This window comes from Cytobacillus mangrovibacter (assembly GCF_042865275.1).
Taxonomy (GTDB): Bacteria; Bacillota; Bacilli; order Bacillales; family Cytobacillaceae; genus Cytobacillus; species Cytobacillus mangrovibacter.
In genome coordinates, this window is the sequence record NZ_JBIACJ010000007.1 from 41,905 (window position 1) to 57,981 (window position 16,077).

Below are 16,077 nucleotides of genomic sequence, written 5' to 3' on the forward strand. Positions count from 1 at the left end.
GAAATCTTCTTCCGTTACTTCTTCAAAACGGGTATCCATATTTCGCTTTTAAAAGTGGGTGAGGTGACATCTTTACTTTCATTCCATAGGATTTCTGGGCCTTGTACTTGTTCGTAGCTTGAGGATGGGAACCATTCGGAATAAATACGCCCCCATACGTTTTGCAGTGTATCAGGAAATGGCCCAACTGCTTCGAATACTGCCCAAGTGGATGCGGCAACTTCGAGCATAGCAAAATTATCAGGACAATCCATTGATGTTGCTACACCAATATAATGATCAAGCTCGCCTTTTTCCTCCATTCTTCCTTCTGAAAAATTCGTTGAGGCACTAATTAAACCAAGTGGTGCAACATTAGATAGGCTCTTAAGCTGTGTAATCATTTCACCATCTAGACTTTGCCACATCGCAGCAATTTCCGGGTTAACCCCGTTGAAAATAATCGGAACTCTTTTCTTCAGCCCTATAATTTGAAAAGCCTCTTTTTCTTCCATTCGATAATTCATGGCACTTCCTCCTTTAATTGTTAACTGGAAGGTCATTGGTGGATAAGCTTTGAGAGATTGACCAGCATTTCTTGCTTCAGATGGTGTAATCCCATGCATATTTTGAAAGGCTCTTGCAAAGGAGTCTGGCGAGCTATATCCATACTTCACTGCAACATCAATCACTTTTATGCTGCTATCTTTAAGCTCAAATGCAGCAAGAGTAAGACGTCTATGACGAATATATTCAGCAAGTGGCATACCTGAAAGAAAGGAGAACATTCTTTTGAAATGATATTCTGAACAATAAGCATGTCTTGCCACTTCATTAAAATCAATTTCATTCGTCAGATTTTCTTCAATATAAGATAGTGCGTTATTCATATTTCTAAGCAAATCCATTTAGGTGACCTCCCTTTATAAATACAATAGCAGGAGTTGGATAGAACCATCCGACTTTTTATGCTCGATTATGTAGGTTTATGAATGATTAGAGTTTGATTTCTTAAACTTTATAGCCTTTTAACATTAATTAATTTCACCTTGTTTCTAGGAAATTAATTCTATTTGTTTAACAAATAATAAAAAAAATTAAGTTGTTTTTTTATGTAATCCTTATGATTAAAGTAAAAATTGACAGGACACCAATTGGTATCATATGATAATAACACCAATTGGTGTCTAATTTATAAGGTGGGAGGATTTTGAACGAGAAAATTAAAGAGCGCGATGTTTATGTGGCTATTGCCGACCCAACAAGACGTTCATTGCTGCGTTTGTTGGCTGATGCAGAGGAGCTGCCTCTTTACGAATTAACGGGTCAATTTCAAATGGGGCGTACAGCTGTTTCTAAGCATTTGGCAATCCTTAAAGAAGCTGATCTTGTTGCTGACCGTAAAGTAGGGAGAGAAACAAGGTATCGGCTAAATGCAGCCCCTCTACAGGAAGTTAAAGATTGGGTCTCCTTTTACGAGACATTTTGGAAGGAAAGAGTGGCACTTTTACAAAATCTATTATTGGAGGAATAAATCATGGCAGAAGTATCATTAGATTTTCAATTCACAAGTTCAATCAATAAGGTGTGGAGTGCATTAACAAATTCGGATACGCTTGCAAAATGGACAATGGAAAATAACTTTAAACCAATCGTAGGACATAAATGTCAATTTCGAAATGAGCAGTGGAATTTAGTTGTTGATTGTGAAGTATTAGTAGTGGACGAGCCTAATAAATTATCCTACACATGGATAGGCGGCCCGATAAACACGATCGTCACGTGGACTTTGAAGGAAGAGAATGGAACAATCTATTTACAGCTTGAACAAACAGGATTCGAAAAAGAAGATCAAGCCTTTAATGGGGCAAAATATGGTTGGGCGAGCAATGTAGAAGAACTAAAAAAAGTGCTTGGAGAAATGTAAAGCCAAACCTAAAGTTGCTAATGCTTATTAAGCTATTGAATCATCAAGAACTGACGGTTCAAAATAGGAGGAAACGAAATGGAAGCCTTTGCAGAGTTTTTAGAGAATATTGATAACCCACAGCATCGGGAACGAACAGAAGAAGTTCTGGCTTGGGTTTTTAGTGAATTTCCAAGTTTAAAGCCGAAATTTGCATGGAAACAGCCTATGTTTACCGATCATGACACATTTATTATTGGCTTTAGCTTATCCAAACAGCATTTAGCTGTTGCCCCAGAAGAGGCAGGAATTAATCATTTTTCTGATGAAATTGTACAGGCTGGCTATAGCCATACCAAGGGGTTGATGCGTATCCCATGGAATAGTCAGGTGGATTTTTCATTACTTAAGAAAATGATTGACTTTAATATTACAGATAAAGCAGATTGTTCAACCTTCTGGAGGAAATAAAAAAGGAGAGGGAAAATGAGTTTTTTTCAAGATGTATTTTCGGTATTCAAAAAGAGAGATTTAGTCTTTTTAGAAAGCTACAAAGAAACAGAAGGTGTTTATACCTTTTTATTTGAAAAAGAGAAAGATTTTACCTGGAAAGCAGGGCAGCATGGGTTAATTAGTATTACTCATAAAAAAATAAAAACTGCTACCAAACCGTTCACTTTGGCATCTGCTCCCACAGAGAATATTGTTAAAATAACAACGAGTATTGGTGATGACCCAAGTGAGTTTAAACAAGCGCTGTTAGAGTTAAAGCAGGGAATGAAGGTTCGTACGAGTGGGCCTTTAGGTCCTTTTTATCTAAACGATAACAGCCCTTCACTCCTGATTGCAGGCGGTATTGGCATTACACCATTTCGTTCGATGCTAAAACAAATCGAGGCAGAAGGGAATATGGGCGAGAAACAAATACATCTACTCTATATAGATAGCAAAAAGTCATATTTATTTAAAGATGAACTTGATGAAATGGCTAACCATCCTTCTATAAGTGTTACGTACCTGGATTCAAGAGATGACTTACATCAAGAAATTGATAAGTTCACGAGCCTTTATAAGGACAATGGTAATTATTATATTGCAGGTTCGAAGTCAATGGTAGATTCTATTTCCGGTCATTTGCAAAATAATAATATTGCAAAACGGAACATCAAAAAAGATGCCTTTTATGGGTATTAATTAAGAATAGTAAGAAGGGAGGTTCCTGATGACGAATAGTAAATTGAATCGTAAGGTTGATGGGTTTTTGAAAAAGGCCAAATCATGGAAGGAAGAATTTGAGAAGCTAAGAGAGATCGTTCTTGATTGTGAGCTGACCGAAGATTTTAAGTGGATGCATCCTTGCTACACGTTTGAGGAAAAAAACATCGTTTTAATACATGGATTTAAAGAATATTGTGCGCTTCTATTCCACAAGGGTGCTTTGTTAAAGGATCCTCATGGGATACTAATCCAGCAAACGGAGAATGTACAGGCGGGACGCCAAATTCGGTTCAAAAATCTTCAAGAAATAGTTGAAATGGAATCTATTTTGAAAGCCTATATTCATGAAGCTATCGAAGTGGAAAAAGCCGGTTTAGAAGTGACTTATAAAAAAACTGAAGAATATGCAATGCCTGATGAGCTTAAAAGTAAATTGGATGAGATGCCTGACCTGAAAATCGCTTTTGAAGCATTGACACCGGGACGTCAAAGAGCATACATTTATTATTTTTCCACTGCGAAACAATCCAAAACTAGAGTGTCAAGGATTGAAAAATATATCCCGCAAATTCTCGAGGGTAAAGGATTAAATGATTAGTCTTTTCGATGAGAATAAATGAATCAATGTTACTTCATTTAAGAATGGAAGTGTAAAACGATGGATTTCGAAACGGTTATGCAGGAACTGGAATCACTAGGCAAGGAACGGCTGAAAAAGATGTACATGGGCAATGGGGCACAGGAGCCGCTTTTTGGGGTGGCGACAGGAGCAATGAAGCCGATGGCAAAGATCATCAAGAAAAATCAGCCTTTAGCTGAGCAGCTATACGCCACTGGAAACTATGATGCTATGTATTTTGCTGGTGTTATTGCAGACCCAATGATTATGACGGAAGAGGATTTTGAGCGTTGGATTGATGGGGCATACTTTTATATGCTGTCTGATTATGTGGTTGCTGTAACTCTAGCAGAAACTGCAATTGCGCAAGCTGTTGCTGATAAATGGATCGCAAGCGGTGACGAGCTTAAAATGTCGGCAGGCTGGAGCTGTTACTGCTGGTTATTAGGTAATCGAAAAGATAATGAATTTAATGCAAGCAAGCTCGCCGGTATGCTTGAACTGGCAGAAAAGACGATTCATGATTCACCAGAGCGAACAAAATCTTCCATGAATAATTTTATTTACACAGTCGCAATTTCATATGTTCCACTTCATGATAAGGCGGTTGAAACGGCAAAGGCAGTAGGTCCAGTCGAAATCAAGCGGGAGAAGAAAAAAAACAGCATTCTTCTTGCATCCGAAAATATTCAAAAGGAAATCGATCGTGGGAAGCTTGGTTTTAAACGCAAATATGTAAGGTGTTAGCATTCAACAATAAAGAATCCATTTTGATCAATTTTTTCAAAATGGATTCTTTTTAATTAGACGAATAATTGATTAATCCGTTCGCGGTCATAATCTAATATCCAATCATTGAATTTCTCATAAAGGGGGCGTAATTCCTCTTTATTTGAGGCGATCACGTCACAGCCTCGATCATCGTAGAGGTGGTAAATCATTTTTCTAGTAATATTTATAAAATAAATATCTATTCCATTTCTGGGAAAACCCTTTAAGATTCGAGATGGGTGTGGAAAATCTTCATAACTAATAGCCGTTAAAAGCGGTTGATAGCGTATGTCCGTCTTTCGGCAAGGGAGAACAAATCGGTGTGTAACCATATCTTCATCCTCCTCATCCTCTAAGAAGACACTCGGCAACATCTTATGCTGTAGTGTGTACCTTAAACTTTTTTCCTTTATGTATTTTTGATAGACCTTTGTTGGTCTGTTTTGCAAGAAGGTGTCATTCCTTTCACAGTGAATGTCGGTAATTAGGAGCATTTCATCTCTTTCATTAAAAACTTCATTAAAAATTCCCTTCATTCTTTCCTCCATTTGCTTAAGATTATTTTTATCCTCATGTTCTGCCCAAGGCATCGAAATTTCAAAACGAATCCCGTATTTCCATAAGTAGAAGAGGGGCGGTCTAAGCGTTAGACTGTCAAAGCTTTCATTCATAAATTGGGACAAAAGGTTATTCATACGAAGCCTCCAAATAATTGATGATTAATAATTGTTTACTTTGTAAAAATAATAAGGACATGTGATAGTAATTATTTTATTTATTAAATGGATGAAATACAAACTGCTTGTTTTTAGTTGATGGCTGGAAGGGACCTTGAATAAGGGTGAAACAATGCACGAACATTACGATGTCATTATTATTGGAGCTGGGCTAGCTGGATTATCGGCAGCTAAAGTTTTGAATGAAAAAGGTGTCAATTTCAAAATAATAGAAGCTGCCTCACGGGCAGGAGGGAAAGTATTATCTAGTGAACGTATGGATCGTTATTTTGAACTTGGTGCTCAATTTGTAAATGAAGATATGACCGAAATGACAGGTCTTATAAAGGCAGCTGGAATGGAGATCAAACGAACCGATATAACGGAGAATTCAGTTGAAATCGATGAAATAACGAAAAAAGCAGTTGATCGTTTTTTAAATGATATACAAAAAGAATTAAATGCTGAAATGAAAGCAAAGGATGAGCGATTGTCTAATCTATACGAAAAACGGATTAAAGATAATCATTTAATAAAAATTATTAGAAGCTACCATTCAGAACTGCTGAATATTAACCCAAAATATTTAAGCAGTAAGGCAGTAGTCGATTCAAGTGAGCGATATTTATCAAAGAAAAGTGACTTAACACATCAAGCATCTGGGCCATTAAGTAATCTGATCCTCTATTTAGAAGGAATTTCACAAGACAGGATTGTTTATAATGAACCGGTCAAGGAGGTATTCGAAACAGATAAGGGGTATTCGGTCCGTTCCGTTAAAAATGAGTATAAAGCAAATGCTGTTATCGTGGCTATTCCACCAACAGCAGCAAGCCGGATAGTATATAGTCCCAACCTGAAGAGCCATTTCCAAGAAGCACTAAACAGCTACACGGACGGAGCAATTATTAAAATTACTTGGGTGTATGAAAAGGCTTTTTGGCATCGATACTTGGTTGAAGAAAAGGTTAAGCGGCTAAAAGGGGTTATTTATACAAACCCAGAAGGAATTGCAGTTGTTGATTCTTCGAAAGCAGAGGAAGAGAGCCGCTTGACGATGTTTATTGGTGCGGACATAGCGAAGATGCTGGCAAAAAGGGATAAGGCTCAAAGATTAGAATTTGCTCTAAGGCTCTTAATAGATGTATTTGGTGAAAAGGCACGCAATTATGTAGATGCTGAAGAAAGAATATGGGTGGAAGACCCATACTGTGGCGGTGGTTATAGTGCCAAAATTCATTATGGCGGATTATATAATGCAGCTGATTTATTGAGAGAAGCTTATCATAAGCTTATTTTTTCGAGCAGTGAGATCGCACATAGCTTCCCTCACTTTATGGAAGGGGCCGTCCGTTCAGGAAAATATGCTGCTAATTGCATTTTAGAAGCAATCGATGGGAGGTAAATATGTGGGACGGGGAAATGTGAACTAGTCCCTCGTCCCAAAATAATGAGAATGGCGAACATAATTATCGTTTTGTCCAATAAACCGATGGCGACGGCGAATATATTCGTTTTTTGACCAATAAACCGATAAGAGCGGCCAATAAATTAGTTTTTTGTCCAAGATAGGCTTAAGCACAGGCAACTGTCACACTTTTTAGTCCCCTTTTCCAGCTATACCGTAAAAGAAAAGCTTCGTTAGCTCCTCTGCCATTGGAAGTGTCATTTTGCCAAAATCATCGCGTTGCATAGATTCCTGAAACATCTTTAAATATAGCAAAATGGCTTCATTTGATATAGATGAATCAATATAGCCTTGTGCCCTCCCTTTATTAAAAAACTCGATAAAGAGCGGTAGGGCATCATTTATATATAATTCTTCAACATAACTTTGTCCACTGGCATAATCCTTCATAAAATCCTGAAGAAACTTTTCACTTATTTGATTGATAATGGCCCCTTTTTCAAACATCAGCTTTGTTATTTTTTCATTAAATGGAAGGTCACTTTCAAGGAACTTCTTTTGTTCATCCCATACTTGATCGACATAAAACTTAAACACACACTTGGCTAAATTATCTTTGCTTTCAAAGTAATTATAGATGGTGACTTGAGATACATTTGCCTTTTTCGCTATTTCCGCAATGGATACCTTTTGGATTCCGTATTCAATGAATAAGGCTAATGCAGCTGTCAATATGTCTTTTTTCTTTTGCTCCCTACGTTTTTCAAAACCATCCATTTCTTTCACCTCATTGTTAGTTTAATAAAAAATATGTAATAGAACAATAAAAATAGTTCATAAACTATTGAAGAGAAGCTTGCTTTTGTATATTATGAACTATATAGATAAAAATATTTCATAAATTAGAGGGGAGAATGTAAAGTGGCCATTTTAAATGCAACCCATTTAACGAAAAAATTTGGTAAGTTTACTGCCTTAGATGGTGTAAATATGGAAGTAAATGAAGGGGAAGTCTATGGTTTCATTGGGCCGAATGGAGCAGGGAAATCAACGACGATTCGTATATTACTTGGCATGTTAAAGGCGACAAAAGGAGAGGCTAAGATTTTTGGAAAAGATGTATGGTCTGATGCGGTTGATATTCATAAGCAGATTGCTTACGTGCCTGGTGATGTGAATCTATGGCCGACGTTATCTGGTGGCGAAGTGATCGACCTTTTCATGAAAATGAATGGCAGTACAAATAAAGGAAAGCGTGAAGAGTTAATCGAGAGGTTCAATTTCGATCCAACGAAAAAGAGCAGAACGTATTCGAAAGGAAACCGTCAAAAGGTTGCGTTAATCGCTGCATTTGCCTCAGATGCTGATCTTTTTATTTTGGATGAGCCGACATCAGGATTGGATCCATTGATGGAGCATATCTTTCAGGAATGTGTACTGGAGGCAAAAAGAGCAGGTAAAAGTGTTCTCTTATCCAGTCATATTTTATCAGAGGTAGAAAAATTATGTGATCGAGTAGGTATTATCCGTCAAGGAAAAATGATTGAAACAGGAACTTTAGATGAACTGCGTCATTTGACTCGTACGAATTTAACGATTCAAACGAAAGAACCAATCCCTTCACTAAAAGAACAAAAAGGCATTCACAATATAGAAAAGAAAGATTCCGAGCTTACATTCCAAGTGGATACAGATGAAATGGATGCTGTTATTCGTTATATCGCTGGGTTTGGCATCGTGAAACTAGAAAGTGCTCCACCTACACTAGAAAATTTATTTATGCAACATTATCAAGGAGCAGAGCACTCTAAATCTAGAGTGGAGGGTACTTTGTAATGGGTACGCAATATTTTAAAGGGACGAAGACATTAACAGGATTCATTTTTAGACAGCAACGATTTAAAATCCTTGTTTGGTTAATTAGCTTAATTGTCATTACCTTGTCTGTTGCTGCTGCTTATCCAGGTATTTATAAGGATGAACAATCAAGGCAGGCAGCTTCCTTCACGATGGATAATCCAGCGATGATTGCCATGCTTGGACCTGGATATGAAATCGATGAATATGTAAACTCAGTCGGTGCGATGTTTTCCAATGAAATGCTCCTCTTTACAGCCATTGCGGTAGCAATCATGAGTATTTTACTTGTAGGAAGGGCAACACGTGCGGATGAGGAAGATGGCCGGATTGAAATGATTCGTGCTCTTTCTGTTGGCCGTTTGTCTTATGCGTGTGCGACAATGATTGTGATTGTAGCTACAAATATATTACTTGCTATTTTAATAGGGGTTGGATTGACTTCCCTTGGAATAGATGGGATGGATGTTGAAGGTTCTTTCTTATATGGTGCTAACCTTGGTGCAGCAGGCCTTGTATTTGCTGCCTTAACAGCCGTTTTTGCGCAAGCTTCGGAAACATCAAGAGGAACAACGATGTTTTCTTTTATGGCTTTAATTATTGCTTACCTTATACGAGCAATGGGAGATGTAAGCAGTGAGGCATTATCATGGCTATCACCGCTAGGCTGGACGGTTAGAACGGGCGTATTTGCAAATAATGATTGGTGGCCAGTTTTCGTCTCATTAGTCTTTGCACTTGTAGTTGGACTTGTGGCTCTTTATTTACAATCCATTCGTGATTTAGGATCTGGATTCATAGCAGAAAGAAAAGGGAGAAAAAATGCTTCAGCCTTTTTACAAACATCACTTGGATTAACTTTCCGGTTACAGCGAACGAATGTGATTGCATGGGCAATTGGTTTATTTGCTTTAAGTAGCTCATTTGGAGCGATCCTAGGTGATTTAGAAATGTATTTTGCTGATATTGAATTTATGGAAGCGTTTATTGAAGCAGAGTCAGATTATACGCTGACTGAGCAGTTTATTACGCTGTTAATGGCAATTATGTCTTTAATCAGCCTCATTCCAGCAGTGATGGTCGTATTGAAACTAAAAGGGGAAGAAACGAAGAATCTTACAGAAAACTTTTACAGTCGTGCTGTATCACGAACGCGTGTGTTAGGAAGTCATTTCCTTTTCGCTGTTGTTGTAAGCTTGATCATGCAATCACTAGTTGCACTAGGGCTATGGTTGGTTAGTGGGTCGGTAATGGATGAGCCATTATCATTTGTGACTACTTTCTCATCTGCATATGTTTATTTACCAGCGATATGGGTGGTCGTTGCATTAACTATTTTATTAGTTGGGGCTGTTCCAAAGCTTACTGGATTGGTTTGGCTATACGTCGTCTATTGCTTTGTTGTCGTCTATCTTGGTGATTTGCTTGACTTTCCTGAATGGATGAATGACTTATCGGTATTTGGCTATATCCCACAAATCCCAATAGATGACATGAATCTCATGGAGATGGCAGTTTTAACATTGATTGCCATAGGATTATCTGTGATTGGCTTTACTGGCTATAATAAGCGAGATATTGCTGGATAAGAAAGGTGGCTTAGCACTCATCACTCTGGATTGCTGAGCCACAGAGAGCTGAAATCAACTTCTGCGTATTTACTTAAAAGGAGATAATAGCCTAATTGAAATACGATTGTATAATCATTGTGCTCATTTTTTTATCTACTTTTAAGCTGTACAAAAAAAGTTGGGAGAAGTGAACAAGGAACAGTTTCCTTGTTCACTATAATCCTTACAATGAATCCTGTTTTTTTTCTGTAGTTCATATAGTTTGAGGAGTCCATTTTACCATCTATAAGCGCCTTCACATGTATTAGCCTTTGGTTCATAATAACAATGCTGCTTATATTGGCCAGTAAATGGCTGATCATACCATGTCGGTGGACACGGAGCATACGGATTAAAATACCAAAGCGCGTGTTTAGAAGGATGATCCCACCAATAGTCCAAGGTTTGTTTGGCTAATTTCTTTTCCACACTCCTTGCTCTGTTATAAAATACATTCCCTTTTTGTACTGCTTCAAAAGAATAATTTCCTCCTTGTATTTGAAAGATTACATGTGGTACGGAGGTCAAACCTTTAAAATCCAGACAATTCGCTTTTAACCGATTTACAATTACATTACCAACCATAAGCATCCCAAGTTTTCCTTCCCCTTCGGCCTCTGCTCTCATCATCCTTGCCATTAACGCAACATCACTGTCGGTATATTTAACTCTTGCCATTTATTATCACCTCTAAGTAATATTGTATAAAGAAATCCTGCAAAAATGATAAGAATTGTTTCTAGAAGATAAGTGGGGACGGTTCTGTTGTTTCGGGAAAACAGGTATTGATATAGTTTTATAAACAGCAGCGCTTCCTATCGCGGGAACAGCTGCTGTTTTAGCATGGTCCTAATTATGTTTAATTAATTATTTGTTTATTAGTTCTCTTTACACTTAAAATTAAAGGATAAAAATAAATATTGACCCTGTGGTGCACCCCACAGTTTATCCTATTGGTGGGAGGACAGTATGTATAAGATTAGTGATTTTTCTAATATGACTGGTTTAAGTAAAGAAACTTTACGATACTATGCAGAAGTTAAATTACTTGAGCCAGCTTACATTGATCCTAATAATAACTATCGCTACTATGATGATGGAAGTTACTTTTTGGCAATCCTCCTAGTAAAGTTAAGAAGGTTGGGCTTTACTATTCAGGAAATGTTATCTGTGATGGAAGATGAGTCATTTGAAAATCTAGAGGGTTTATTAATACAAAAAAGAATTAAAATTCAAACTCAGATAGAAGATCTTTTGCTTCAAATGGAAGAAATTGATGATTTTCTTGAATCTGGGAAGGAGGAAGACGAGTGATTCAGTGGAAAGAAGAAGTGATTATTAAAACAAATATTGAAAAGATTTGGCATTTATTTTTTGATAAAAACATCAAGAAAATTATGCCTAAAGTGGAGGAACATATATTAATTGAAAAGACAGAAGAGCAAGTTGGAGCAAAGCATCAGCAAACATATCGAGAAGGAAAGCGCCTGGAAACCTACATTGTAGAAACATTGGCATATGAAGACCATGTAAACAAAAAACAGAAGCAAATAAGATTTGTTTTAGGAAAAGCTTTTGAAATTTCCCTTACTTTTATATTAGTTAAAATCGATGAAACACACACGAAATTCATTTATGAGGGGCAAAACAAAGGTGTTAATTTCGTAGGAAGAGCAATGCTAAAGCTAGGCAGCGAGAAAAGCAATAATAAAGTAGTAAAAGAGTTTATGGAAAAGGTTGAAGAAGAAGCTTTACGAGTTTAGAAGGTGAATTGTTATACGAGGAAAACAAAATCATTCTTTAGATATTGAAGCATCGAAAAATCAAACTCGATTACATGTGATGGAAGAGTTGCAATCGATCCTTTAATTGTTGTAATCTATGGGAAAAAGAGGAAGGTGGGACAAGGAACCTGTCCCTCAGTCCCCAAATAGGAGGCGTAAAGATGATATCGCGTATAGAGTATGACAAAATTAAAGCAGAGACGTTAGCATTCTTTCAAAAAAATCAAATTATCTTAACAGAACAAGAGGTTGAGAGACTAGAAATAGCAGATTTTGGTCTTAATCGTATTAGAGAAATTGGCTTGCAGTTAATTGAATATATAAATACGGAACGTTGCTGTGCGAAGGACTTAGTGCTTCTTCCAAGACAGACTTGTCCAGAGCATTTGCACCCTCCTGTAGGTACGTCACCAGGAAAAGAGGAAACATTTAGATGCCGTTATGGAACCGTTTACTTATATGTGCCGGGACCGAAAGTTGACCAACCGAAGGCAGTTGTTCCAAATGATAAATTAGATACATTTACAGTATGGAATGAAATCATTCTTAACCCAGGGGAGCAGTACACATTGCACCCTAATACACTCCATTGGTTCCAAGCTGGGGAAGAAGGGGCTATTGTATCTGAGTTTTCTACTAAAAGTACAGATGAAAATGATATTTTTACAGATGAAGAAATTATGAGAATACCGGTTGTTGAATAAAATTAGAATTTTTTTGTGTTGAGCAGCACAGCTATTTATTCTAATAAAAGCGCCTTGTAGATTATTTTCTGCAAGGCTTTTGATTGTTCTCCTATTCTATTTTTAGCATAAACAATTAATGAGCAGGAAAATGATGAAAAATGTCCAAATGAATAAGGAGAATTTATTTAATAATGTACCAGTCAATGGGGTGATTGACGGATTAGGAGCGGCAGATTATTTAATAACACTTCCTGTCAGAAGGATGGTTAACCGTTTAATAGAAAAGAGGCTGTTCTAATTCAGCTGGAACTTATTTAAGTAATGGCAACAAGTGAGAACTGTTTGAGCTTCAGCGATGTGTAGACCCCTAACCAAGGTCCTTTGTCGTAAAAAGAGGCTCAGCTTATGAGAAACGTATTCTAAATCAAAGCCAAGCCGCTTTAAAATTTTGCACAGACATTAAATTCTGTACGTCTGTGTTTCTTTAAAGATCGAATTATGAAATTGACTCACTTAATTTTAGACTCTATTAAAACTGAATGTTGATTTTACAATGATTGATAAATAAGCGAAGAAATTCCGGCTTTATTAGGAAATACCTCTATTTCCTTAAATATTAGCGGATTTTTTCCGCTTATATTGTCCAAATGGATGGATTTTGTCTTATTTAAAGCAGTTAACCGGTATTTCTCATCTTATCTTCACTTTTTCCGCTTTCTTTTTTACATTAACCGGAATTATTCCGCTTATATTTTACTTCTTTAGCTTTCTAGGCAGAAATCCTCCGTGTGTAAATTCTCATACATACACGAAAATCAGCAATGAAGAATAACAGAGCCTAATTTTAAAGTAATTTTCTAACATTTAAAGACAAGCAAATAATATTTGTAAACGATTATTTTAGAGAGGAAGGTGGAACTTATGACTAAAGTAAGGGTGCTACCTGAACCACATAGATATGCAATTTGTGCCCGCGCAGACATCCCAATTAAGGAGTTTTATAAAGGTGTATTTGAAGAAGTCTATATTTTCTTTCACCCCTTTATTAAACCAAAAACAATTGATTATGACTTATTTAATCCAAATACATATCCCAGTAAAAATGAAATTAGGGATAATTGTGAAATGATTACATGGGAAAAATTCCAGTCTTTAGCGGGGGTGGATAGTCTTAAACAGTTAGATACTGGGCTAAGAACAATTATTTTGGGATTGAAAAAGGAATATCAGGATGTACAATCTGCTAGGTTAATACTAGAAACATGTGAAAAAGAGAGGATTATTCAACCTACTGAAGGTTTTTTTCCAGAGTTTGTTATGAATCATTTGCTAAAAAGTATAAAAACAATTGGTCATGATTGGATATGGCTCGGAGATGAATTTTGTACTGAAAGAAAATTAGAGTATATAGATGATTTGATTTCTGATAACAATGTACTGGGCGAACGAAAAAACCTTTTCACACATGATAGTAGTATATTAATAACCACTCATTGGGATAGTCACTTTTCTTTATTATGTTCAAATAGAGATACGGTAAAATACTTGGTTGACTTATGTGGATTGGAAGGGTTTTTTTGTACTGAAAAAACGGAGATTTACTGGTGTGTACCTTAATTCGTTGTGTTAATTCTATAATTTAGAATTAACATTAGTATAATAGTATACAGAAAAGGAGTGCAGTATGGGTTTCAAAGATGAATTAAAGAAAGAAATACGTAATGCAATAAGAGATGTAGAAAAAGAAGTGAATCGAACATGGATAGTGGATTATAAGGGTCATTCGATTAAAATTGTTTTCCAAATGAAAGAGGAGCAGTTGATCATTGATGGTGTAACAGTTGCTTCGAAAAAACGAAACAATATTCTTTCACATATGATCCCTTTTTCGAAAATGTCAGGAACGATAGAGTTAGAGAATGGACATAAGCATCATGTGTTCGTAAAACTTGGTGGCTACCGAAATTTGAACTGTATTGTCAAAATAGACAAGGAAACGATTTTGGATGATTCACAGCAGCTTGAGATGTTACCTTGGAATCACAAAGAAAAAATTGTTCCTTTTCTTCAGCAGCAAGTGCAAATTCATCATAAAATTATAGACGAATCTATGCCAGACGACGTATATGTGTATGATGAAAATCAGCCGAAATTGAGTCCTGGCTTTTCCGACCTTTTGATAGATAAGGTTCCTACTCCATTTTATGCGAAAAAGCTATTGAAGCTTTTTAAGGAACAAATCGAAAATCCTAACAACAAAACAAGAAAAGCAACCTACGAAAAAATAATATTTGATCAAATGGCCATCTATACCAACGAGTTTATAGAGCTTTTACTTCAGGCTCAACTGGAAGAAACACTCTTACAGAATGAGGCTCTATGGCTATTAGAGCATGCTGCTCATAGAGAAGTTGTGAAATTCTCTATTATTGTGCTAGGTTGTACGGATTGTGAGAAATATAAAGAATTACTATTCACAATTGGATTGCATGAAGAATTTACTGCGTATGTCCTTTTTGCATTGAAAAATGGCATAAAGGAGAGCAATAACGAAATTTGGCGACTTGCTCAATCTGTCCATGGCTGGGGAAAGGTTGCAGCTGTTAAACAATTAGATGCACCGTCAGAAGAAATAAAGCATTGGTTTCGAACAAAAGGCTGTGAAAGTAGCATAAGTCTTGCATATTTAGCTTATGTGTGTGCAGAAAAGGGAGAACTGGATGAAGTTCTTTACGAGAATACTATTTCAAAAGAGTTGTACGATGGAGCAGGTCTCATTATTGAAGGGCTCCTCCATGATATGTCCACCGAAGGAATGGATGATTATTCAGATGCTGGTTTGATTCTTTCGCGCTTTGTTTACCATTCAAGTACACATTGTAAAACAATGGACAATTTTTATGTATTATTAAAAATCAATGAATATATCAATGTTGATTCAGAAGTATGGGAAGAACGTTTCCTAAATAATTGGAGGCACCATGAGCGTAATACCATTCTAGAAGCAATTGAACCGTTAATAAAGGATCGAAAATGGGCAGATCTGGCGATGAATGTAATTAATCATGATTACGATTATCATGCACTTGAAATTGTCCGTTTTTTCGAATTAGATGTCACCAAGCAATTATTTGTGTTATTAGAAAAATATCCGTTAAACGATGCACTATATTTTGTCATAATGGGTACAAATAATCGCTCGTATATTGAAGAGCTCTGTCAATTTGCAGAATTACATTTATCGTTAACTAATTTTTCCTATGAAGAGCAATCTTGTTTACAGTATATTGTTCAGAGCCTACATGAGTTTGAAGGTGTAGGACTTCCATTGATTCAAGCAGCACTTGAATCCAATGATGGAAGTTTACAATACTATTCACTAACTGTTTTAGATGAATGGTCACCGACCAGTTGGAAAAATCCTGCTATACTGGCAGCAATTCAACATATCGCAACGACGACAAAAGATAAAGAAGATCGTCAACTAGCAAAATATTTATTGACTAAATAAGCAGTAATGGTG

19 protein-coding genes are annotated in these 16,077 nt (G+C 36.5%); 15 read left to right on the forward strand and 4 right to left on the reverse strand.

Translation table 11 applies throughout. The annotated features are described in order from the left end of the window. Window positions 1-14: 14 nt before the first annotated feature. Window positions 15-887: an AraC family transcriptional regulator gene (locus ACFYKT_RS13680; RefSeq protein WP_389220480.1), complete on the reverse strand. Its 873-nt coding sequence runs from the start codon at window positions 885-887 to the stop codon at window positions 15-17. Window positions 888-1,189: 302 nt separating this feature from the next. On the opposite strand from ACFYKT_RS13680, the gene ACFYKT_RS13685 reads away from it, so the two are divergent. The 6 genes from ACFYKT_RS13685 (at window position 1,190) to ACFYKT_RS13710 (ending at window position 4,469) form a co-directional block, all read left to right on the forward strand. After that, window positions 1,190-1,513 carry an ArsR/SmtB family transcription factor gene (locus ACFYKT_RS13685; protein WP_389220483.1) on the forward strand — a complete coding sequence of 108 codons (324 nt, stop codon included), beginning with the start codon at window positions 1,190-1,192 and terminating at the stop codon, window positions 1,511-1,513. A 3-nt stretch (window positions 1,514-1,516) separates the two neighbouring features. Then, window positions 1,517-1,906, forward strand: coding sequence for an SRPBCC family protein (locus ACFYKT_RS13690; protein ID WP_389220486.1), 390 nt, complete (start codon window positions 1,517-1,519; stop codon window positions 1,904-1,906). Between the two features lie 78 nt (window positions 1,907-1,984). Beyond that, a complete protein-coding gene (locus tag ACFYKT_RS13695; protein ID WP_389220488.1) occupies window positions 1,985-2,356 on the forward strand; it encodes an iron chaperone in 372 nt (123 codons plus the stop codon). A gap of 15 nt (window positions 2,357-2,371) precedes the next feature. After that, entirely contained in the window at window positions 2,372-3,079 is a 708-nt protein-coding gene (locus tag ACFYKT_RS13700) for an FAD-dependent oxidoreductase (protein ID WP_389220491.1), read from the forward strand. Between the two features lie 28 nt (window positions 3,080-3,107). Continuing rightward, window positions 3,108-3,701 carry a YdeI/OmpD-associated family protein gene (locus ACFYKT_RS13705; protein WP_389220494.1) on the forward strand — a complete coding sequence of 198 codons (594 nt, stop codon included), beginning with the start codon at window positions 3,108-3,110 and terminating at the stop codon, window positions 3,699-3,701. Between the two features lie 60 nt (window positions 3,702-3,761). Next, window positions 3,762-4,469, forward strand: a complete 708-nt coding sequence (locus tag ACFYKT_RS13710; protein ID WP_389220497.1) for a DNA alkylation repair protein — start codon at window positions 3,762-3,764, stop codon at window positions 4,467-4,469. Window positions 4,470-4,525: 56 nt separating this feature from the next. Here ACFYKT_RS13710 and ACFYKT_RS13715 read toward each other — a convergent pair whose 3' ends face one another. Next, window positions 4,526-5,188 carry a DUF3885 domain-containing protein gene (locus ACFYKT_RS13715; protein WP_389220500.1) on the reverse strand — a complete coding sequence of 221 codons (663 nt, stop codon included), beginning with the start codon at window positions 5,186-5,188 and terminating at the stop codon, window positions 4,526-4,528. Window positions 5,189-5,342: 154 nt separating this feature from the next. Here ACFYKT_RS13715 and ACFYKT_RS13720 point away from each other — a divergent pair, with 154 nt between their 5' ends. After that, window positions 5,343-6,614 carry a flavin monoamine oxidase family protein gene (locus ACFYKT_RS13720; RefSeq protein ID WP_389220503.1) on the forward strand — a complete coding sequence of 424 codons (1,272 nt, stop codon included), beginning with the start codon at window positions 5,343-5,345 and terminating at the stop codon, window positions 6,612-6,614. 195 nt (window positions 6,615-6,809) lie between these two features. On the opposite strand, the gene ACFYKT_RS13725 is transcribed toward ACFYKT_RS13720, so the two are convergent. Beyond that, window positions 6,810-7,394, reverse strand: a complete 585-nt coding sequence (locus ACFYKT_RS13725; RefSeq protein WP_389220505.1) for a TetR/AcrR family transcriptional regulator — start codon at window positions 7,392-7,394, stop codon at window positions 6,810-6,812. Window positions 7,395-7,538: 144 nt separating this feature from the next. On the opposite strand from ACFYKT_RS13725, the gene ACFYKT_RS13730 reads away from it, so the two are divergent. Both ACFYKT_RS13730 and ACFYKT_RS13735 read left to right on the forward strand, forming a co-directional pair. Beyond that, window positions 7,539-8,453 (forward strand): ABC transporter ATP-binding protein, encoded by a 915-nt coding sequence (locus tag ACFYKT_RS13730; RefSeq protein WP_389220508.1) that lies wholly within the window; start codon window positions 7,539-7,541, stop codon window positions 8,451-8,453. After that, entirely contained in the window at window positions 8,453-10,063 is a 1,611-nt protein-coding gene (locus ACFYKT_RS13735; RefSeq protein WP_389220511.1) for an ABC transporter permease, read from the forward strand. The genes ACFYKT_RS13730 and ACFYKT_RS13735 overlap by 1 nt, the downstream gene beginning before the upstream one ends. A 258-nt stretch (window positions 10,064-10,321) precedes the next feature. Here ACFYKT_RS13735 and ACFYKT_RS13740 read toward each other — a convergent pair whose 3' ends face one another. Continuing rightward, complete coding sequence (locus ACFYKT_RS13740; protein WP_389220514.1) at window positions 10,322-10,762, reverse strand: cell wall hydrolase; 441 nt, start codon at window positions 10,760-10,762, stop codon at window positions 10,322-10,324. A gap of 291 nt (window positions 10,763-11,053) precedes the next feature. Here ACFYKT_RS13740 and ACFYKT_RS13745 point away from each other — a divergent pair, with 291 nt between their 5' ends. The 6 genes from ACFYKT_RS13745 (at window position 11,054) to ACFYKT_RS13770 (ending at window position 16,065) form a co-directional block, all read left to right on the forward strand. Next, window positions 11,054-11,398 (forward strand): MerR family transcriptional regulator, encoded by a 345-nt coding sequence (locus ACFYKT_RS13745; protein WP_389220517.1) that lies wholly within the window; start codon window positions 11,054-11,056, stop codon window positions 11,396-11,398. Continuing rightward, on the forward strand, window positions 11,395-11,847 hold the full coding sequence (locus ACFYKT_RS13750) for an SRPBCC family protein (RefSeq protein ID WP_389220520.1): 453 nt from the start codon (window positions 11,395-11,397) through the stop codon (window positions 11,845-11,847). The genes ACFYKT_RS13745 and ACFYKT_RS13750 overlap by 4 nt, the downstream gene beginning before the upstream one ends. 182 nt (window positions 11,848-12,029) lie before the next feature. Next, complete coding sequence (locus ACFYKT_RS13755) at window positions 12,030-12,572, forward strand: D-lyxose/D-mannose family sugar isomerase (RefSeq protein WP_389220523.1); 543 nt, start codon at window positions 12,030-12,032, stop codon at window positions 12,570-12,572. Window positions 12,573-12,705: 133 nt separating this feature from the next. After that, window positions 12,706-12,852 carry a hypothetical protein gene (locus ACFYKT_RS13760; protein ID WP_389220526.1) on the forward strand — a complete coding sequence of 49 codons (147 nt, stop codon included), beginning with the start codon at window positions 12,706-12,708 and terminating at the stop codon, window positions 12,850-12,852. Between the two features lie 623 nt (window positions 12,853-13,475). Beyond that, window positions 13,476-14,171, forward strand: a complete 696-nt coding sequence (locus tag ACFYKT_RS13765) for a DUF2711 family protein (RefSeq protein WP_389220529.1) — start codon at window positions 13,476-13,478, stop codon at window positions 14,169-14,171. A gap of 67 nt (window positions 14,172-14,238) precedes the next feature. Next, window positions 14,239-16,065 (forward strand): hypothetical protein, encoded by a 1,827-nt coding sequence (locus tag ACFYKT_RS13770; protein ID WP_389220532.1) that lies wholly within the window; start codon window positions 14,239-14,241, stop codon window positions 16,063-16,065. Window positions 16,066-16,077 lie beyond the last annotated feature (12 nt).